Raw genomic sequence first — 17,341 nt, 5'->3', positions numbered from 1 at the left:
ATCTTTCACGTTGCTCAGCAGTTCAACTCCGAGCGGACCGTAATCCCAGCAGCCGTTGAGTCCGCCGTAAATTTCCGATGATTGAAATACAAATCCCCGCCGTTTTGCCAGCGAGACAATTTTATCCATTATATTTTCTGTTTGTTTGGGCATAATACCATTTTATGTTTGTAAAATTATTTGCCACAAATTTCACGAATGAACTCTTATTTATATTAGTTAGAATTCGTGTAATTAGTGGCTCTATCTTTTTCTTTTATTTTTCACAACTTTCTTTTCTGCAACATTCACTTTCGGTTTTTGAGGAGAGGGTAAATTCTTTGTCGTTGTCAATACAATTTGTTCGACTATTATTCCTTCAAATTTCATTTGCATTGAAAGCGTGAGTTTTTTCAAATCTTGTGATGCGTACGGTTCGCAGTTGTAATTTCGCGAAAGTTCATGCAATTGTTTGTTAATCAGCGTTTGCGAAATTCCCGTTGCGAGAAAAACATTTCGCGTAAAGCGTTTCTTTTTCGCGTTCGGAATTTCCGTTTCGCTTTTCTTTATCCAATAATCTTTTACGCCAAATTGAAATAGAGCAGAATCAATTTTTTTATCCAGCACAACAAGAAGCGAATCATCATTGCGTTTTGGAATTTCTTTAGTCGAAAAATTTGCAACAATGTTATTGTAACTCAACGCTGAACACAACACTGCAAGTATTGCGACAATGACGAGGCGAACTTTTATGTATTTGGGAAGTTGCATTATAGATTTCAGATTTCAGATTTTAGATTACGGAAAACAGAAATCCATAATCAGTAATCTAAAATCATTTTCCAGTAAAGCTCGCTTTTCGTTTTTCAAGAAACGCTTTCGTTCCTTCCTTCATATCGGCGGAATCGCAACACACGCCGAACAAACTCGCTTCAAGTTTTAGTCCTTCGCTGAGTGAAGTTTCGAGCGTCATATTCACGGCTTTGAGCGCCATACGAATTGCAATTTGTCCTTTCGATGCAATGGTTTGCGCAATGTCGTTTGCCGTTTTCAACAATTCGGAAATCGGAACAACTTTATTTACCAACCCGATGCGCAACGCTTCATTCGCATCAATCGGATTTCCCGTGAGAATCATTTCCATCGCTTTTCCCACGCCGACAATTCGCGCAAGCCGCTGCGTTCCACCGTAACCGGGAATAATTCCGAGATTCACTTCAGGTTGTCCGAACTTTGCATTTTCACTTGCGATGCGAATATGACACGCAAGCGCAAGTTCACATCCGCCGCCGAGCGCGTAACCATTGATTGCAGCGATAACCGGTTTTCCGAGATGTTGAATCGCGTCGAAAATTTCTTGTCCGCCGCTTGCAAATTCTTTTCCCGAATTTCCATCGAGCGTTATGAGTTCACCGATATCTGTTCCTGCAACAAATGCTTTTTCTCCCGCACCAGTGAGAATAACGACATCAACATCATCGGAAGTTTTCAAACACTCAAAAAGATTTTTCAACTCCGATTTCGCTGTTGCATTCAGCGCATTCAATTTATCGGGACGATTGATGGTTACAGTTGCAATTTTGTTTTGTGTTGAGAAGAAAAGATCTTGAAATGTCATAAACTTGGATTTGAGATTTGGGATGTGGGATTTGAGCCGTAAATAACTTCTTGTTCTTTAACGTAGTATGGTTTTCCATGTTCAGAAAAGATGCTTTCGATAAAACGATAAATCATTTTACCAAGTTGTAAATATTTTTCTGAAAGTTGATTGTAGAGTTCTTCATTCGTAAATGATTTTGTTTCAAATAAAAATTTTAAATGTAATCGAGTTTCTTCACAAGAACCAAATGCGTGATGTAGATATTGCAAATATTCGTTTTGATGTCTGCGAAGGCAATATCCTTCAACAATATTTGAAGTGATTGATTTTGATGAACGTCGAATTTGACTTCCTTCTTCATATGTTTCAAACTTTGGAAGTGTTAAAGTCATTTTGTGAACTTGAATTGCTAACTCATAAGAGAGTTTATAAATTTCTAATTTCTCATAACCACTTTCCATCATCAATACCTTTCTTTAAATAAACCCAAAACTCAAATCCCACATCCCAAATCTTTTCAAGCAACTTCAACTCTGCTTTGGTCGCCAATCATAAAACGATGAACGCGTGGCTTTCCCATTGCTTCTACAATTTCAACATCGTTACCGAGAATACTTCCTTCGATGCGAATGTTCACGTTTTGAATTTTACAATGCGTCATCACGATACTGTATTCCACTTCACTGTTTTGCACGAGCGAATTATCGCCAATCGAAGTGAACGGACCAACATAACTATTTTCGAGAACGCAATTTTTTCCAATGATTGCAGGACCGCGCACAATCGAGTTTGTAATCTTCGCGCCGCTTTCAACAATTACTTTTCCCGCAATCGAAGAAAGCGCATCAACATTGCCGGAAATTTTTGTTTGAATATTATCCAGCACAAGACGATTCGCTTCAAGCAAATCATTTGGTTTTCCCGTGTCTTTCCACCAACCGGTAATTTCCGCATAACCAATCGTAAAACCTTTGTCAATCAAATACTGATGCGCATCGGAAATTTCCAACTCGCCGCGCGCCGATGGTTTTATGCTGTTCACCGCTTCAAAAATGTGGTGATTGTAAATGTAAATTCCCGAAACAGCAAATTGACTTTTCGGAAGTTTCGGTTTTTCTTCCACACCGATAATTCTTCCGTTCTTGATTTCAGGAACGCCAAATCGTTCCGGGTCTTTTACTTTTGCGAGCGTGAGAAAACAATCACATTTACTTTTTTCAAACTCGTCTATGAAACGCTTCACGCCGCCGACAACCATATTATCGCCGAGATAAAAAATAAAATTGTCTTTGCCGATAAATTTTTCTGCGAGTTGCACCACTTGCGATAATCCGCCGGGAATAGTTTGTGGAATGAACGTAATCTTCACATTCCACTTGTCGCCGTTACCGATTGTTTTTTGAACTTCGGTATCATCCGCGTTCACAACAATGCCAATTTCTTTTATTCCCGCATCAACAACGTGTTCGATTGCGTAATGCAAAATCGGTTTGTTTGCGATGGGAATGAGATGTTTGTTTTGCGTATGCGTGAGCGGTCGAAGTCGAGTGCCGCGTCCTCCGCTTGCGATGAGTGCTTTCATATTTTGTTCAGAATTTTTGCGGACAAAAATACGAAAAGTTTATTGATGAGTTAATAGAACACGGATGACACTGATGTAGATGTTCACTGATTTTTTATCCGTGTAAAATCTGTTTCATCTGTGTAATCTGTGTTCTATTTCTTTTTCAGAATGTTGAAAAGTTTTTTCTTTTGTTCTTTTGAAATACTTCCTCGTTTTTTTTTTGCAATCGTAACTGCTTTTGTAGAAAGTTCTTTATAAAAAGAAATTAGTTTGGGAGAAAATTGCTCGAGAGCATTTAAATTTAATTCAATTGTATGCAAATCAAGACTTTTATTTGGTATTATATTTTTGTTTTGTAATTTTAGCGCGCTTAATTATCGAAGTAAGAATGAATACAATAAATTGAGAGAATAAAAAGAAAGTAAGTGGAAGGAACAACGCCTTGCAAGAAATGACGAATAGTTATGGTCAATTTTCACGAGCAAAATATAGGGAAAAGAAAAAGGGAGAGCGATGAAGAAGTAATAATTTCTTCATACGAAACTATTTCTGTTTTCAAACCGTTTCATCGCTGTTAATCAACAAAATTTATTATTATACAATTTTTCGCTAATTCTTGTTCACAAAAACATAATAGTGTTTTCAAATAATTCAACATACTATAAAACAGTAACAATTTTTCTTCTGATGTTTTACATCGGAATTGGATTTGTTGGCGAGTTATTTCATACGCACAATGCTATTTCATCCGGAAATGTTTCATTTAAAGATGATGTTGGTTGCGGTGTAACGCATCATCATACAACGTATCAAAAAGACGATTGTCTTGCGTGTGTTCGAACAAGTAACCCACAATCATTCACTTCTTCATTTACTGTTCGATGTTTCGATGAAATAGAATTTGTTTCATTCGAACATTCCCATCAATTTTTACAACCTCAATTTTCCTTTTTCGAAAGTCGAGGACCTCCCACTGTAAATTCTTAAATAAATCCGTCTTTTCTATTTGATGCTAAAACGTAACGTCAATGAGCATCGTATTTATTTTAAAAACAATTTTAATAAGAATTTACTTCTATGCATAAACTAATGTTATTATGTACGTTGCTGTTCGTACTTCTTTTTTCAACAGCAAAAGCAACTGATAAATTGAGTGGTCATATAGCTGGAAAAGTTATTGACGCACAAACAAAAGAACCGCTTGTCGGAGTGAATGTAACGATACCAGCAATTAAACACGGAGCGAGCACAAATGAACGCGGTGAATACACAATAATAAATATTGATGAAGGCGCGTATGTCATCAAATTTTCGTTGCTTGGATACGCATCAGAAACTCGTTCGATAGTAGTTGAATCCGAAGAATTTATATTGAACGTTTCAATGAAACAAAGTTCGCTTCAAATTCCGACTGTTTCTATAACGGGAAATCCGCAAGCAGCAAATGTTCTTCTTTCTCCACAATCTACTTCGGTTGTTGAAGGAAGAGAATTTGAAAGTGAACGTGGGCAAACAATTGTGCAAACGTTAGCAAATCTTCCTGGGATTTCTTGTCTCTCAACTGGTGGCGCAATTGCAAAACCTGTCATTCGTGGATTGACATCGCAACGTGTTGTTGTTGTTAATGATGGTGTTCGTCAAGAAGGACAACAGTGGGGTGATGAACACGGACCGGAAATTGATGTTCTTCAAGCTGATAAAATCGAAGTCGTGCGAGGTCCGGGAAGTGTTCTTTATGGCTCGGATGCAATCGGCGGTGTCGTGAATGTTATTTCTCCTGATTTGATGACAACGGATGAAGGGAAAACAATATTGCAATCAAAATTATCGCTGAATGGATTTACGAACAATAATCAATTTAACGGTGGATTTGTTCTTGATGGCGCAACTGGAAAATTGGGTTATCGTGGAGCGTTAAGTTTGCAAAATGCCAGTGATATAAAAACTCCGAATGGAAATTTATTCAACTCCGGTTTTCAAGAACTCAACGGAAATGGCGCATTCGGTTATCACAGTGATGCTGGGTTATTTAATCTTGCGTATTCTCATTTTGGTTCTAAACTTAAAATGCACGAAGACCCTGCAGAAGACCCGACTGCTACACCATTTCAGCGAGTCATTCACGATAAAATAAATTTTCATAGCATTTTTAATGTCGAGAGTTTTCGGTTGGAAATGCAGGGAGGTTGGCAAAAAAATTGGCGTCGTGAATTTGAGGAAGCGATTGCAACAGAACCGGGATTAGAACTTGTTACCAATACGTACACGCTCGATGTTCACGCGCATCATCGTCCAGTTGGTTCGCTTTTTGGCACAATTGGTTTTTCCTTCTTGCAACAGAACTTAGTTTCACTTCGAGAAGAAAAACTTATTCCCGATTCAAAAACAAATAATATAGGAGCATTTCTTTTTGAAGAATATCATTACAAAGAAATGGAGTTTTCCGCTGGGCTTCGATTCGATACGCGAAAACTTGACGTTGATTACAGCAATGACTTAAACATAACTGCTCAAGCGCGAAACTATAATGCGCTTTCGGGTTCTTTAGGCGCAACATGGAGACCAGTAGAAAATATTGTGTTTGCAACTAATATTTCTGAAGGATGGCGTGCCCCTGCTTCATTTGAATTATTCGCTCAAGGTGTTCACGAAGGAACTGCGGCGTACGAAATTGGTAATAGCGCGTTGATTCCGGAACGTTCTACTAATATTGATATTTCTACACGCTATGTTTCTGCTGATGCGATTGCGGAGATTACTTTTTTCAGTAATTCAATTTCAAACTACATTTATCGAAGCCCAACGGGATTGATAGATTCGGCATCCACGTTCCCGATATATTTTTTGAAGCAAACGAATGCACAATTATTTGGAGGAGAATTTTCGTTGAAGTCGGAACTGGCTTCGTGGTGTGTCGTTAATGTTGGTGTGGATTTTGTTCGCGCAGAAAACAAAGCAACAAATAATCCATTACCATTTATACCTCCATCGAAAATTGTTTTAGGAATTCGATTTCAACAGGAAAACATTGGAAGTTTAAAACGACCATATATTGGATTCAAAACGAAAATTGTTCAAAGCCAAGAACGTATTGACCCGTTAGAAACCCGAACAGGTGGTTATTCACTCTATGGTATTTCTTCAGGTTTTGATATTCCGACAGGTAAAAATATTTTGACATTGGATTTTGGAATAGAAAATATTTTCGACAAAGCATACGTTGACCATTTGAGCAGATATAAATTGTATGCTCTCAATCCTGGACGAAATATGATACTAAAAATTTCTATGCCATTTCAAATTATATAGACTGTATATGTTTCTTGATAGCGTTGGAGTGATAGGCAAACACATTCAACGCTACCATTTATTGAATTACCATAATGATTATACGACTATTTCTTAGGGCTATAGACTAGGAAATGAAGAAAAAATGCTGAATAAAAATTATCATTGAATCGTTGAAATGAGTGAAACTCAAACCCTCGCAGGTTTCGTGAGTTTCCCACATTTCAACAACGCTTCTAACTCGGGAATGAGGTGGTGTTCTGTTTTCTTCCACCGCCACACGCATTCTTTCAAATGCAACACAACATACGGTTTTATGCCGTTAAATTTATGCAGCCGTCGCTTCACAAAACTCCAGAACGATTCAATCCCGTTGATATGAACACCGCGACCATCGGAGAAATGACGCGACTTACGATCCGCAGATTTCCGGAACGATAGTTATGCGAGAAGTCAGTTATTGTTTATTCATAATGATTATGCGATTTTGTGTTGGCAACAATACGAAAAGTTTATCATAGAGTTAATAGAACACGGATGACACTGATGTGGCTGATGTTCACTGATTTTTTTCTGTGTAAATCCGTTCAATCCGTGTCATCTGTGTTCTATTTCTTTTTCAGGACTTGTAAAAGTCTTTTCTCTTGCTCATTCGAAATACTTCCTCGTTCTATTGCAATGGAAACTGCTTTTGTAGAAAGTTCTTTATAAAAAGAAATTAGTTCGGGAGAAAATTGCACGAGAGCATTTAAATGTAATTCAATTGTATGCAAATCGCCACGGGGAATTGGTCCTGTAAGCGCTTTTGTTGGAGAAGTTGCAAGCGCATTAGAAATTGAAGAAAGAAGAATAGGAGAGAAAGCATCTTTCCAATTTTTTGCAAAAGGAAAATGAGATGAAATTTCTTCAATCACTTTCAATAACGTAACAGAAAAACTTGAACTCACAACGCAAACGAGATGATACAATGGTTTCAATTCAGAAGGAACGAAAACAAATTTTCCTCCAAGTTTTTTTGCAAGAGAAGAAAGTTTTGGTTGCAATTTCTTTTCACATTCAATGCCGAAACAAATGTTGTTCGTAATATTCTTTTTCAATTGCTGAACGGAAAAATGTTTCGGAAAAGATTGAATCGGATGAAAGCCAGCAACGTTTGCGCCTTTTGTTTTAAGTGAAGAAAGAACATCAACGGAATGAACTCCCGAAGTGTGTGCGACAACTATTTTTTTGAAATTCAAATGAGAAACAGAAGCAATTTCATCAGCAATATTTTTTAAAAGATTATCTGGAACAGCAAGGAGAAGAAATTCTGTTTGTATAGAAATATCTTTTATCGAAGTAGAAACATTTTTACATTGAACAAGTTTCCCAAGTTTCTTCGCAGATTCTTTTGTTCGGGAAATAACAGAAACAATTTCAAAACCATTTTCTTTAAAAAGCAAAGCAAGAGTTGAACCAACTTGTCCCGCGCCGATGATAGTTATTTTGTTTGGATGCTTTTTCATTTTCCTGAGTAGTTAATGGAATTTAGGATTGAAGGAGAAAGTAAATTGTCATTGGTAATTTGTCATTAGTGGGTTTGTGATAAAAATTTAGAATTACAAATGACAACTGACAATTAACGAATAACAAATCACGATTCACAAATCACGATACCACTCATATATCCGACAACTCTTTCTCTATCTCCCGTAACATCGCCGGAATTGCAATGATGCAAAATTCTTGTCTTCGTTGCGCCGAGAAGTTTTGCCGCGTGAAGAACTGCAACGACACAACCGCCGCCGCAGCCTTCTGTTGCATTGTTTTCTAATTTCGTCATAAGTTTATCTTCGTCGAAATTCATTACGCAATTGATAAATTTTTCATCGAGTTCATCAGCCGTTTTTGAATTGTAATAATGTGACAAATCAGAACTCGCAATCAGTATTGCATTTGTCTCTCGTAAAATTTTCCCCAATGTTTCACCAAGCGAAAAACAATTTTCCCTTGTTTGATTTCCAATAATGATTGGAAGAATCTTAATCTTATTTCCAAACAATAATTGAAGAAATGGAAGTTGAACTTCGATGGCGTGTTCTTTGCGATGACCGATTTCGTCATTCATCACGAAAGAATTTTCTTTCAGTAATTCCGAGCGAAGTTGAACATCAATTTCCATTTCACCAAAAGGAGTAGTGTAACATTTCCCTGGATAAACAGAAATGGTTTCAAAAAATTCAAAATGGCTTGGCGCAATAATAACAGCAGTTTCCAATATTCTTTGTTCGAGAGTTTTGTAACCGTACGCCGCAGTTAAACCGGAATACATATATCCAGCGTGGGGAGAAATGAGTGCAAGAATTTCTTCTTTCACAGAAAAGGAAGGAACAGTTTCGAGTAGATGAAGAATTGTTTGAGAAAGTTTTTCAGGATTTTTCGTATAAAATATTCCCGCAACGGAGGGAGCGCGAATTAGTTGTTTTGCATTCATAAAACAGTATCAATTAATCCGTGTTCACTGAAAATTTCTGCGGAGAATATGAAAATTGTTGTCGCAGAATCTTTCCACGTATCGGGTTTTAATCCTGCTTTGGTAGATGTGTTGCTGAGAAATTCTTCCGCGTTCCATTTCATTTCCGTTGCAACTTGCGGTAGAAGAAGACCGCGATATTGTTCGCGTACTATATAAATACCGTGTTTCCCGATTTCAATTTCCGTTGCCGATGCAATTTGCTGCAACGGAGAAACAACAGAAATTTCGATGTGAAGAATATCCAGTTCTCGTTGCGTGAGTGGAAAAAAACGCGGGTCATTTTTTGCGGCTTTTACTGCTACTTCGCGAACAGTTTGATGCAAGGATTTTTTTGCTTCGACATAACCGATGCATCCGCGCAATGTTTTTTTAACTTTAAGAGTAACAAATGCCCCGCACATCGAAAGTAAATTCGGTGAGAGATTGTTCGGAAGTTTATCGGGTTTTCCGGCGATAACGCGTTCAATCGAAGAACGTGCAATTTGCAGAAGTACGAGTTTATCTTCTTTCGAAAGTTCCATAAGAATAATTTTTGCGTTCAAAATTACTAATTCGTGAGAAAGTTTCAAACAGAAAAAAAATTTTTCTCGGAATAATTTTTCTCATATCAATACAAATCAATACTTTTTAAAAAAAATATGCACTTCATTGATGAAGCGACAATTTACATCAAAGCGGGCGATGGCGGTTCCGGAATCATTAGTTTTCGAAGGGAAAAATATATCCCGAAAGGAGGACCCGATGGGGGGGATGGTGGCAACGGCGGCGATATTATATTTCGTGCCGATAGGCATCTTGCGACACTTATAGATTTTCGGTACAAGCAAAAATATTTTGCAGAAAAAGGGATTCACGGAAGCGGCGCAAATAAAACAGGAAGAGATGGGAAAAAACTTGTGATACGTGTACCATGCGGAACGGAAATTTACAACGCTGATACCAATGCATTAATAATTGATTTAGTACGCGATGCGCAAGAAAAAATTGTAGCAAAAGGCGGAAAAGGCGGACGAGGGAATAAAGAATTTGCAACACCTTCGAATCAAACGCCGCGCATTTGTGAAGAAGGAAAACCGGGAGAAGAAATTCACGTGCGGCTCTCGTTGAAATTACTTGCTGATGTAGGGTTTGTTGGATTTCCGAATGCTGGAAAATCAACACTCATCGCTCGAATTTCTGCGGCTAAACCAAAGATTGCGGAATATTCGTTCACAACGCTTGTACCGAATCTTGGAATTGTACGTATTGATGAAGAAAAAAGTTTTGTTGTTGCAGATATGCCCGGACTTATTGAAGGTGCGCATTTAGGAAAAGGACTTGGCATTCAATTTTTAAAACATATTGAGCGGACAAAAGCATTGGTGTTGATGATAGATGCGGCTTCGGAAAAAATACCGGAAACGTACAAAACACTAATTCAAGAAATGAAATTATTTAACGACGATTTGCTCAATCGCAAACGCATTGTTGCATTGACAAAAACAGATGTTCTCGGTGAAAAAGAACGGGAAAAAATTTTCAAAACTCGACTGGAACGAGGAATAGAAACGTATCCGATTTCCGCTGTGAGCGGCGAAGGTATTCAAGAACTTATTCAAGCGATGTGGAACGAATTACATAAACAGTAAAAAAAATCTGTATGCAAATCAAAATATTATTCTGTGTTCTTTTAACTGTTGTTAATTCATTAACGCTTTTCTCTCAGTCTTCGGGAGCGGATTCTTTGTTTCGACAACAGATAGAAAAAATTTCTGAAAACAAATATCGTGTTGGGAAAATATTTATTGATATTGAAAAGAGAGAACTTACGTTAAATGGCGTCGTCAATCAAGATTCGGGAATGATCGAATTGGTTGCATGCGCTCCTGGTGGGAAAACACACGAGAGTGTATTTGTTTGGGATGTTATTCCTTATCATTTGCAAGTAGCATTGTTACTTCTTGGATTAAAAAATGGAAAAAGTGTTTCCGTTCAAGGTGATACGACGACACCGATTGGGGATTCAGTGTACGTCTATGTAAGTTGGAAAGAACAAGGAAAGTCAATTGAGTATCGCGCAGAAGATGTTGTATTCGATCTCATAAAAAATAAACCGATGGAACATACGGCGTGGATATTTACCGGTTCAAAACTTATCGAGGGAAAATTTATGGCTGATGTAGAAAAATCGTTGATGACAACATATAGAGACCCGTACACGATTTTGGACAATCCTCTGCAGGGAGGAACAGATGATGCTATTTACAGTGTGAATTCAAACATTGTTCCAAAGAAGGGAAGTTTAATTAGTGTACGAATTGTTTCGCAGAAATAATTTTTTAAAAAAGTGATGCGAAAAGTTGGAGGTTTTAGAAAATAATGATATATACTACGTAAATTTTTTACGATAAGGTTTATACTCAATATATGATGCGTTGGTACTTTTTATTTATTCTTTTTCTTTTTTCTTCAAATCTTTTTTCGCAATCTGCGGAAATAGATGTTTCACTCCGCAAAGAAACTGAACATTCAATTCAACGAGGTTTGCAATGGTTAGAAAAAAATCAGGAACTTGATGGTTCGTGGGGACACTATCCGGCAATTACTGCACTTGCCGTTGTTTCGTTTCTAAAAAGTCCACAATCAGTTTTCGATAATAAAAACGTTGCACCCGAGAAAGGTATTCAATTTATTTTATCGTGTCAAAAAGACGACGGTGGAATTTATGTAGATGACCTTGCAGGATATAATACCGCGATTTGCTTGCTTGCATTAGTTGCAGCAGATAATCCTGAATATACAACGGCAATCCAACGCGCGCGCGATTTTTTACTTTCGTTACAATGGGATGAAACGAAAGGTTACGATAACTCTGAACCGTTATTCGGTGGAATTGGATATGGACAAAAAGAGCGACCGGATTTATCGAATTTACAATGGGCAATAGAAGCGTTGAAAGAATCTGAGAAGTACAAAAAAATTCCTGAATCAACGAGTAAAGAGAAAGAGTTTTCTGGAACGGGGAGAAAAGAAACAGTGCTTGCAAGCAAGGAATTGTTTTGGGATAATGCGTTGCTCTTTATTCAACGTTGTCAGAATTTACAAGGAACAAACGATAGAAGTTGGGCGGGAGATGACGGAGGTTTTATTTATTCACCCTCAGAAAGTAAGGCGGGAGATTATACTTCGTACGGTAGTATGACGTACGCTGGAATGAAAAGTTTGATTTATGCAAATGTGAATAAAGATGATAAACGAGTAAAATCGGCGTACCAATGGATTCAAAAACATTTCTCGTTGGAAGAAAATCCCAATATGGGAAAACAAGGTTTATTTTATTATTATCATTCAATGGCAAAATCGCTTGATGCGTTAGGGGAAGAAGTAATCATTGATGAAACAGGAAAATCGCACTACTGGCGAAAAGAGTTTTTAGAAAAGTTGATTTCACTGCAACACGGCGACGGATATTGGGTTAATCAAAATAATCGCTGGTGGGAAAATCAAAAAACATTAGTTACCGCATATTCACTTATTTCGATAGAGTATGCATTACGATAAAAGTTTAAGTATTTTTTTTTACGATTCACTTTATTTTTTAATTCACTAATCAAAAAAAATAATAAGGAACTATTTTATGTTACACATAAAACTATTCACAATATTAGTTATTTTTTCGATGACTGTACTTACAAGTTATAGCCAAGTAAAGGATAATTATCTCGAACGCGCCCAACAGATGCTGGAGAACTATAAATTTGATAATCCTACTCCGCCTTCTTCAGAAACACCCGAAGAATCGTGGAAGAGATTTTATCAACAGCCAAATCCAAGTGTATCGAAAACTCTTGGTTATCACGTCAATATGATGCCGAGTTTTTACACAAGCGGCAACTATGCAAACTTTGTTATCAACCAAGCAGGCAATGTTTGGGGAAATGTGAACGGCGGAACTTCACCGTATAAATATTACCTCGATTATGGCGACGGAACAATTGATTCTGGAACTGTTTCAAATCCTAAATTTATCGGAGCATCACATACCTACGCTTTTGCTGGAGTAAAAACAGCGAAACTTTTAGTTATTGATAACGTTGGACTTCGGGATTCTGATCAAACCGTAATTCGCGTTTTCTCATCTAGTACCAAACAAATTCGGATCAATCAAGCGATTGATAAGGGTTTAGTGTATTTGTATAAATCCCAAAACGCATCCGGTTGGTGGTACAGCAATTCAGGATATAGCGGTTCTGGTACAACGGGAATCGCACTTTTAGCATTCGAAGAAAATGGTCATAGACCACTCAATGATGAAAACAAAGATATTTACGCTGAATATGTTCGACTTGGATTAAATTGGTTAATGACGAATTCAGCGCCGATAAATATATCATCACACGGAGGTGGCGATCCGGAAGAGTTGAGTAAAAATGTATCTATGCCGCAATATGGATATGGTTTAACCGGAAAAGGAGTTACTCCTTATGTATCGAATGATCACGGAACGTACGCTGCATCTTGTGCAATACTTGGAATTGTCGGAGCATTTACAAGCGGCGAAGATGCAAAAACTGATACCATCAAAGTCGGTACGTATGCAACGTTCTTCAATACGACAAAAGGTTACTATCCAACATACTACGATTATATGGTTGATGCAACAGAATTGTTCTGTCACACACAAGGCGACGGAACTTCACAAACTGCGGGTGGATGGCGATACAACATTCTGTCAGGAACCGGTAATAACGGACATAACAACGCAATAAATGAAAGTGGAGAGAATGACGGTTCAGCAAATCAATGGCCTGTATTAATCTTTGATGCGGCAAAAGATGCTTGGGGAATTGATGTTCCAAGTTATATTAAACCACGAGCAAGAAATGCTATGAATGCCTTAACAAATGCAAATGGCGGCGTTGGATACACATCCAATTCTTCATGGTTGAATACAGCAAAAACTGCAAGCGCACTCATTGTTTATGCATGGTTAGATTCGACTGATAATTATTCTTACGCAAAGAACGCAATAAAATATATGTCTGATCGCTGGTATAATCATGGTTACGGCGGATCAAATGATGCCGGATGGATTGCGAATATGTATGCAATGTATGGTGTTAAGAAAGGTCTTGTTCTCATTAATTCGGGACAAGGTATTCAAAATATTACTTATACATACAATAGTAATACTGTTACAAGAAACTGGCAAGATGATTTAACCGCTTATTTACTTGGAGATTGGTCTCTTGCAGGCGGAGCGCCTCCTGGTGTAACTACGAATTACACGACTTCGAACTCATACGGTCAATATAGTGATGGTCATTGGCAATGCGGTGAATGGCCAATTACTTGGAATGAAATGGTAACTCCCCTATCAATTCTTGTTTTGACGCAAGGAGTTATTATTGCTCCTCCGGTAGCAGTAATTTCTTCCATAAGTTCAAAACCAGCGTTGTTTCCGTTTGATGTGAGCGCATCGCAATCGTTCCATCAAAATCCGGAAAAATCTATCGTAGAATATTTATGGGATTGGGATATATCGGATGGTGTTGATTGGGAAAGTCCCGATGATTATGGTCCAAATCCTGTTAATCCAGGGTATGAAACTCCCGGTACCTATACAATATCACTTCGTATCGAAGATGATTCTGATGACCCGTTATTTGCTTCGGTGACAATAAACGTAACAATTGATTCTGCAGTTTCAAGCGCAAATCATGCTCCTATAGCAGTTCCAATTCCCAAAGCGCGACAACCGTTTTATGCGATTGGATACAATTTGCCGCTCTTATTTGATGGGCGCGATTCGTACGACCCGGATTTGGGTGACGAAATTATTTCGTACAGTTGGGATTTAGATGGCAATGGAACGTACGGCGACGCAACAACGGATACCGTAACTCGCGTTTACGCTTCAGAGTTTGACGGAGAAATTGGACTTCGTGTTACTGATAGCAGAGGTGCAACTTCTACCAATTCTGCCAATCTCAGAGTTGTATCAGCGCAACGTAACGTATCTGTCGTTTCATTTGATATTCAGCCGCGTGTTGTATTTAAAGATAGCACAATGCGTTTGACTGCAATTTTTGAAAACGATGCATTGTCGGATCAAGCGTTGAATAACATCTTAGTTCGCTTCTATGACAATGACCCGTTAACTTCCGGTTCGCGTTTAGGACGAACAGATTATTTCGTAAGTTTGCCAGTCGGCGGAAGAGATACATTAGAAGTTAATTTTACCATTCCACCATCATTTGCAGATGGTAATCATGCTATCTATGTGTACTATGACGCAAGTTCGCAAATTAACGAGTGGAATGAAATAGATAATCGTAAAAATGTTATTGTTTCCGCAGGGCATCCCAATACAGTTACGGTTCGTAAATTACGCGATAGCGATGGAAAATCGTCAACGATTACTGACCGTCAATCCAAAACGTGGTTCCTTTCATTGTATCAGGATTCGATTTCCCAAAGCACACTTATTGCGTCTATTGATTCAACTACGTTAGCAGCAAATTCACTTCCTGCAGGAAATTATATTGCTGTGGAGGCGGATAGTGCCGGATGGAGACATCTTTCATCATCTGTTGATGGTGTTGTTGATGATTCAACGAGTTCTACTGTTGCATTTACTTTGAATAGCGGAGAGGCGAAAGTTGTAGAGTTCACTAATTATCTAATCAATTCTATTACTATTAAATGTTTTGCAGATGTAGATAGAGACTTTAACACCAGCAATGACCGCATTGCTTTACCTTGGAAACTTTCTTTATATCGTAATGCAGTTGCCGCAAATAATTTAGTTGAATCTGTTACCAATGATTCGGTATTAACTGTTAAAAATCTTGGTTCCGGAATTTACATTGCTGTTCAAGAAGATAGTAGTTCAGTGCAATGGGCTATTCTTGGAACTACGTTGATTGATAATACTGGTTCACAAAACCGAGCGGGTTCGTACAGTGCTATGAGTGTTTCGCTCATCGGCGGACAAAACAAAGAAATTCATTTTGTCAACGCCCGCGCAGCAGAAATCACTGTTAAAAAATATGTTGATTACGACGGAAATATCAGTACTACAGATGATTGGATAGAAACACCGTACGAAATGTATTTGTACAAAAATTCTGTAGATCCGGAAAATTTAATTGCTTCAACAATTGATTCTTCATACGTAAAAGCAGATTCCGTAAATCCCGGAGTATATGTTGCAGTCGAAGCGGACGTTAGCGGTTATCTCCAACTTGGTTATGTGAACGAAGAGGGAGCAACCATCAAAAATAGACAGCATACAATTACGTTCACATTGAAACCGGGAGCACGACCAACCGTTGCTTTCGTTAATTTCACCGGAGATACTTCGTATATGCGAACATTCATTTCTGACAGTGCGATGTTTGCAGCCAAAGCATCAAAATTAAATATGAAAACATTTGGCACGTATTCTGCAAATTTTGGGCACCTGCGCGATACGTTGTTTAAAAAATTAGGAAAACCTGCCTTGACGTTAGGTATTCCACAAACCAATAAAGACAGTATTAAACGATTTGCTTGGATAAAATTAGACAAAGGCGGTGCGGCAAAATTCCTTTCACAAACCGGAGAATCGCGCGGTTTTGATACGATTAAACTTTTTGGAAAAGTTCCGAAAAAGTTTTTGAAAGAATTGAAAAATCCAACGCCAAAGAAATACAATAACCATCTCGCAGGCGAAATGTATGTAACAAAATTTAACTTGCTTGCAAGTTCATTTTTGTACACACCCGGTGGTTTAGAAAACGTTATTTACGACGACGGAACGGATGAATCGGGTATATACAATGGTATGAAACTAAGTGATATTTCAAAACGAATTGATTCAATTACCACATATTATATGTATTATCCCGACGAGGATTATGAACTTGCAGATTCTATACTTACAAGAATCAACAGAGCATTTCATAAAACTCTCGACGTGACCGATATATCAATAAACTATTTAAGCACTACGAATAGACTTATTTCCATAGCAGGAGTTCGAAGCGTAATTGATGTGCCCTATTTATTACCGCCGGCACAGCGTTCCAACAACGAACGAAAACCGGATGGAATACTTATTCCGACGCAAGTAGAATTATATCAAAACTATCCGAATCCGTTCAATCCCTCGACAACTATCGAGTTTTATTTGCCGGAAGATGGTTTTGCAACTTTGAAAATCTATAATATTCTTGGACAGGAAGTTGCGACAATTCTCAACAGAGAATTCTTCGAATCCGGTTATCAGGAAATTGAATTCGATGCATCCAAACTTTCGAGTGGTGTCTACTTTGTCCGCTTGGAAACGAACGGAATGTTTATGCCATTGATGCAAAAAATGTTATTACTGAAATAACGTTTTTTTGAAAACTATTTTTAAGAAATTCAATTA

At 37.9% G+C, this 17,341-nt stretch carries 14 protein-coding genes and 1 pseudogene; 6 read left to right on the top strand and 9 right to left on the bottom strand.

Going from position 1 to position 17,341, the window contains the following annotated elements; all coding sequences use genetic code 11:
* From FJ218_02385 to FJ218_02365, 5 genes are all read right to left on the bottom strand, one after another.
* On the bottom strand, nucleotides 1–153 hold a 153-nt coding region (locus FJ218_02385), incomplete at its 3' end, for a glycine--tRNA ligase (GenBank protein ID MBM4165758.1).
* A gap of 90 nt (nucleotides 154–243) precedes the next feature.
* Nucleotides 244–750 (bottom strand): hypothetical protein, encoded by a 507-nt coding sequence (locus FJ218_02380; protein MBM4165757.1) that lies wholly within the window; start codon nucleotides 748–750, stop codon nucleotides 244–246.
* Between the two features lie 64 nt (nucleotides 751–814).
* Entirely contained in the window at nucleotides 815–1,597 is a 783-nt protein-coding gene (locus FJ218_02375; GenBank protein MBM4165756.1) for an enoyl-CoA hydratase, read from the bottom strand.
* On the bottom strand, nucleotides 1,594–2,040 hold the full coding sequence (locus FJ218_02370) for a four helix bundle protein (GenBank protein MBM4165755.1): 447 nt from the start codon (nucleotides 2,038–2,040) through the stop codon (nucleotides 1,594–1,596). Before FJ218_02370 ends, FJ218_02375 begins: the two co-directional genes overlap by 4 nt.
* Nucleotides 2,041–2,096: 56 nt before the next feature.
* Nucleotides 2,097–3,161: a glucose-1-phosphate thymidylyltransferase gene (locus tag FJ218_02365; protein MBM4165754.1), complete on the bottom strand. Its 1,065-nt coding sequence runs from the start codon at nucleotides 3,159–3,161 to the stop codon at nucleotides 2,097–2,099.
* A gap of 618 nt (nucleotides 3,162–3,779) precedes the next feature.
* On the opposite strand from FJ218_02365, the gene FJ218_02360 reads away from it, so the two are divergent.
* Together FJ218_02360 and FJ218_02355 are read left to right on the top strand one after the other, a co-directional pair.
* Nucleotides 3,780–4,130 (top strand): hypothetical protein, encoded by a 351-nt coding sequence (locus FJ218_02360; GenBank protein MBM4165753.1) that lies wholly within the window; start codon nucleotides 3,780–3,782, stop codon nucleotides 4,128–4,130.
* Between the two features lie 90 nt (nucleotides 4,131–4,220).
* Nucleotides 4,221–6,452: a TonB-dependent receptor gene (locus tag FJ218_02355; GenBank protein ID MBM4165752.1), complete on the top strand. Its 2,232-nt coding sequence runs from the start codon at nucleotides 4,221–4,223 to the stop codon at nucleotides 6,450–6,452.
* Between the two features lie 243 nt (nucleotides 6,453–6,695).
* Here FJ218_02355 and FJ218_02350 read toward each other — a convergent pair.
* The 4 genes and pseudogenes from FJ218_02350 to amrA form a co-directional block, all read right to left on the bottom strand.
* Nucleotides 6,696–6,812: pseudogene (locus tag FJ218_02350) on the bottom strand (transposase).
* A 227-nt stretch (nucleotides 6,813–7,039) separates the two neighbouring features.
* Nucleotides 7,040–7,936, bottom strand: a complete 897-nt coding sequence (locus FJ218_02345) for a DUF2520 domain-containing protein (GenBank protein MBM4165751.1) — start codon at nucleotides 7,934–7,936, stop codon at nucleotides 7,040–7,042.
* Nucleotides 7,937–8,064: 128 nt separating this feature from the next.
* On the bottom strand, nucleotides 8,065–8,904 hold the full coding sequence (gene amrB, locus FJ218_02340) for an AmmeMemoRadiSam system protein B (GenBank protein ID MBM4165750.1): 840 nt from the start codon (nucleotides 8,902–8,904) through the stop codon (nucleotides 8,065–8,067).
* On the bottom strand, nucleotides 8,901–9,473 hold the full coding sequence (amrA, locus tag FJ218_02335) for an AmmeMemoRadiSam system protein A (GenBank protein MBM4165749.1): 573 nt from the start codon (nucleotides 9,471–9,473) through the stop codon (nucleotides 8,901–8,903). The genes amrB and amrA overlap by 4 nt, the downstream gene beginning before the upstream one ends.
* A 111-nt stretch (nucleotides 9,474–9,584) precedes the next feature.
* On the opposite strand from amrA, the gene obgE reads away from it, so the two are divergent.
* From obgE to FJ218_02315, 4 genes are all read left to right on the top strand, one after another.
* Nucleotides 9,585–10,574 (top strand): GTPase ObgE, encoded by a 990-nt coding sequence (gene obgE / locus FJ218_02330; GenBank protein MBM4165748.1) that lies wholly within the window; start codon nucleotides 9,585–9,587, stop codon nucleotides 10,572–10,574.
* Between the two features lie 11 nt (nucleotides 10,575–10,585).
* Nucleotides 10,586–11,260, top strand: coding sequence for a hypothetical protein (locus FJ218_02325; GenBank protein MBM4165747.1), 675 nt, complete (start codon nucleotides 10,586–10,588; stop codon nucleotides 11,258–11,260).
* 95 nt (nucleotides 11,261–11,355) lie between these two features.
* Nucleotides 11,356–12,486 (top strand): hypothetical protein, encoded by a 1,131-nt coding sequence (locus tag FJ218_02320; GenBank protein MBM4165746.1) that lies wholly within the window; start codon nucleotides 11,356–11,358, stop codon nucleotides 12,484–12,486.
* Nucleotides 12,487–12,562: 76 nt separating this feature from the next.
* Nucleotides 12,563–17,305, top strand: a complete 4,743-nt coding sequence (locus FJ218_02315) for a T9SS type A sorting domain-containing protein (GenBank protein ID MBM4165745.1) — start codon at nucleotides 12,563–12,565, stop codon at nucleotides 17,303–17,305.
* Nucleotides 17,306–17,341: the final 36 nt, after the last annotated feature.

This window comes from Ignavibacteria bacterium, assembly GCA_016873775.1.
In the GTDB taxonomy this organism is placed as follows: domain Bacteria; phylum Bacteroidota; class Ignavibacteria; order UBA10030; family F1-140-MAGs086; genus JAGXRH01.
Note: the sequence above shows the minus strand (reverse complement) of the source record. Positions and strands in the feature narration are given on the sequence as shown.

What these genes read in the sequence shown, in the direction of transcription:
- FJ218_02355 (MBM4165752.1), top strand. Translation starts at nt 4,221, where the DNA reads ATGCATAAACTAATGTTATTATGTACGTTGCTGTTCGTACTTCTTTTT.
- obgE (MBM4165748.1), top strand. Translation starts at nt 9,585, where the DNA reads ATGCACTTCATTGATGAAGCGACAATTTACATCAAAGCGGGCGATGGC.
- FJ218_02325 (MBM4165747.1), top strand. Translation starts at nt 10,586, where the DNA reads ATGCAAATCAAAATATTATTCTGTGTTCTTTTAACTGTTGTTAATTCA.
- FJ218_02345 (MBM4165751.1), bottom strand. Translation starts at nt 7,936, where the DNA reads ATGAAAAAGCATCCAAACAAAATAACTATCATCGGCGCGGGACAAGTT.
- amrB (MBM4165750.1), bottom strand. Translation starts at nt 8,904, where the DNA reads ATGAATGCAAAACAACTAATTCGCGCTCCCTCCGTTGCGGGAATATTT.
- FJ218_02315 (MBM4165745.1), top strand. Translation starts at nt 12,563, where the DNA reads ATGTTACACATAAAACTATTCACAATATTAGTTATTTTTTCGATGACT.
- FJ218_02320 (MBM4165746.1), top strand. Translation starts at nt 11,356, where the DNA reads ATGCGTTGGTACTTTTTATTTATTCTTTTTCTTTTTTCTTCAAATCTT.
- FJ218_02380 (MBM4165757.1), bottom strand. Translation starts at nt 750, where the DNA reads ATGCAACTTCCCAAATACATAAAAGTTCGCCTCGTCATTGTCGCAATA.
- FJ218_02375 (MBM4165756.1), bottom strand. Translation starts at nt 1,597, where the DNA reads ATGACATTTCAAGATCTTTTCTTCTCAACACAAAACAAAATTGCAACT.
- FJ218_02365 (MBM4165754.1), bottom strand. Translation starts at nt 3,161, where the DNA reads ATGAAAGCACTCATCGCAAGCGGAGGACGCGGCACTCGACTTCGACCG.
- FJ218_02370 (MBM4165755.1), bottom strand. Translation starts at nt 2,040, where the DNA reads ATGGAAAGTGGTTATGAGAAATTAGAAATTTATAAACTCTCTTATGAG.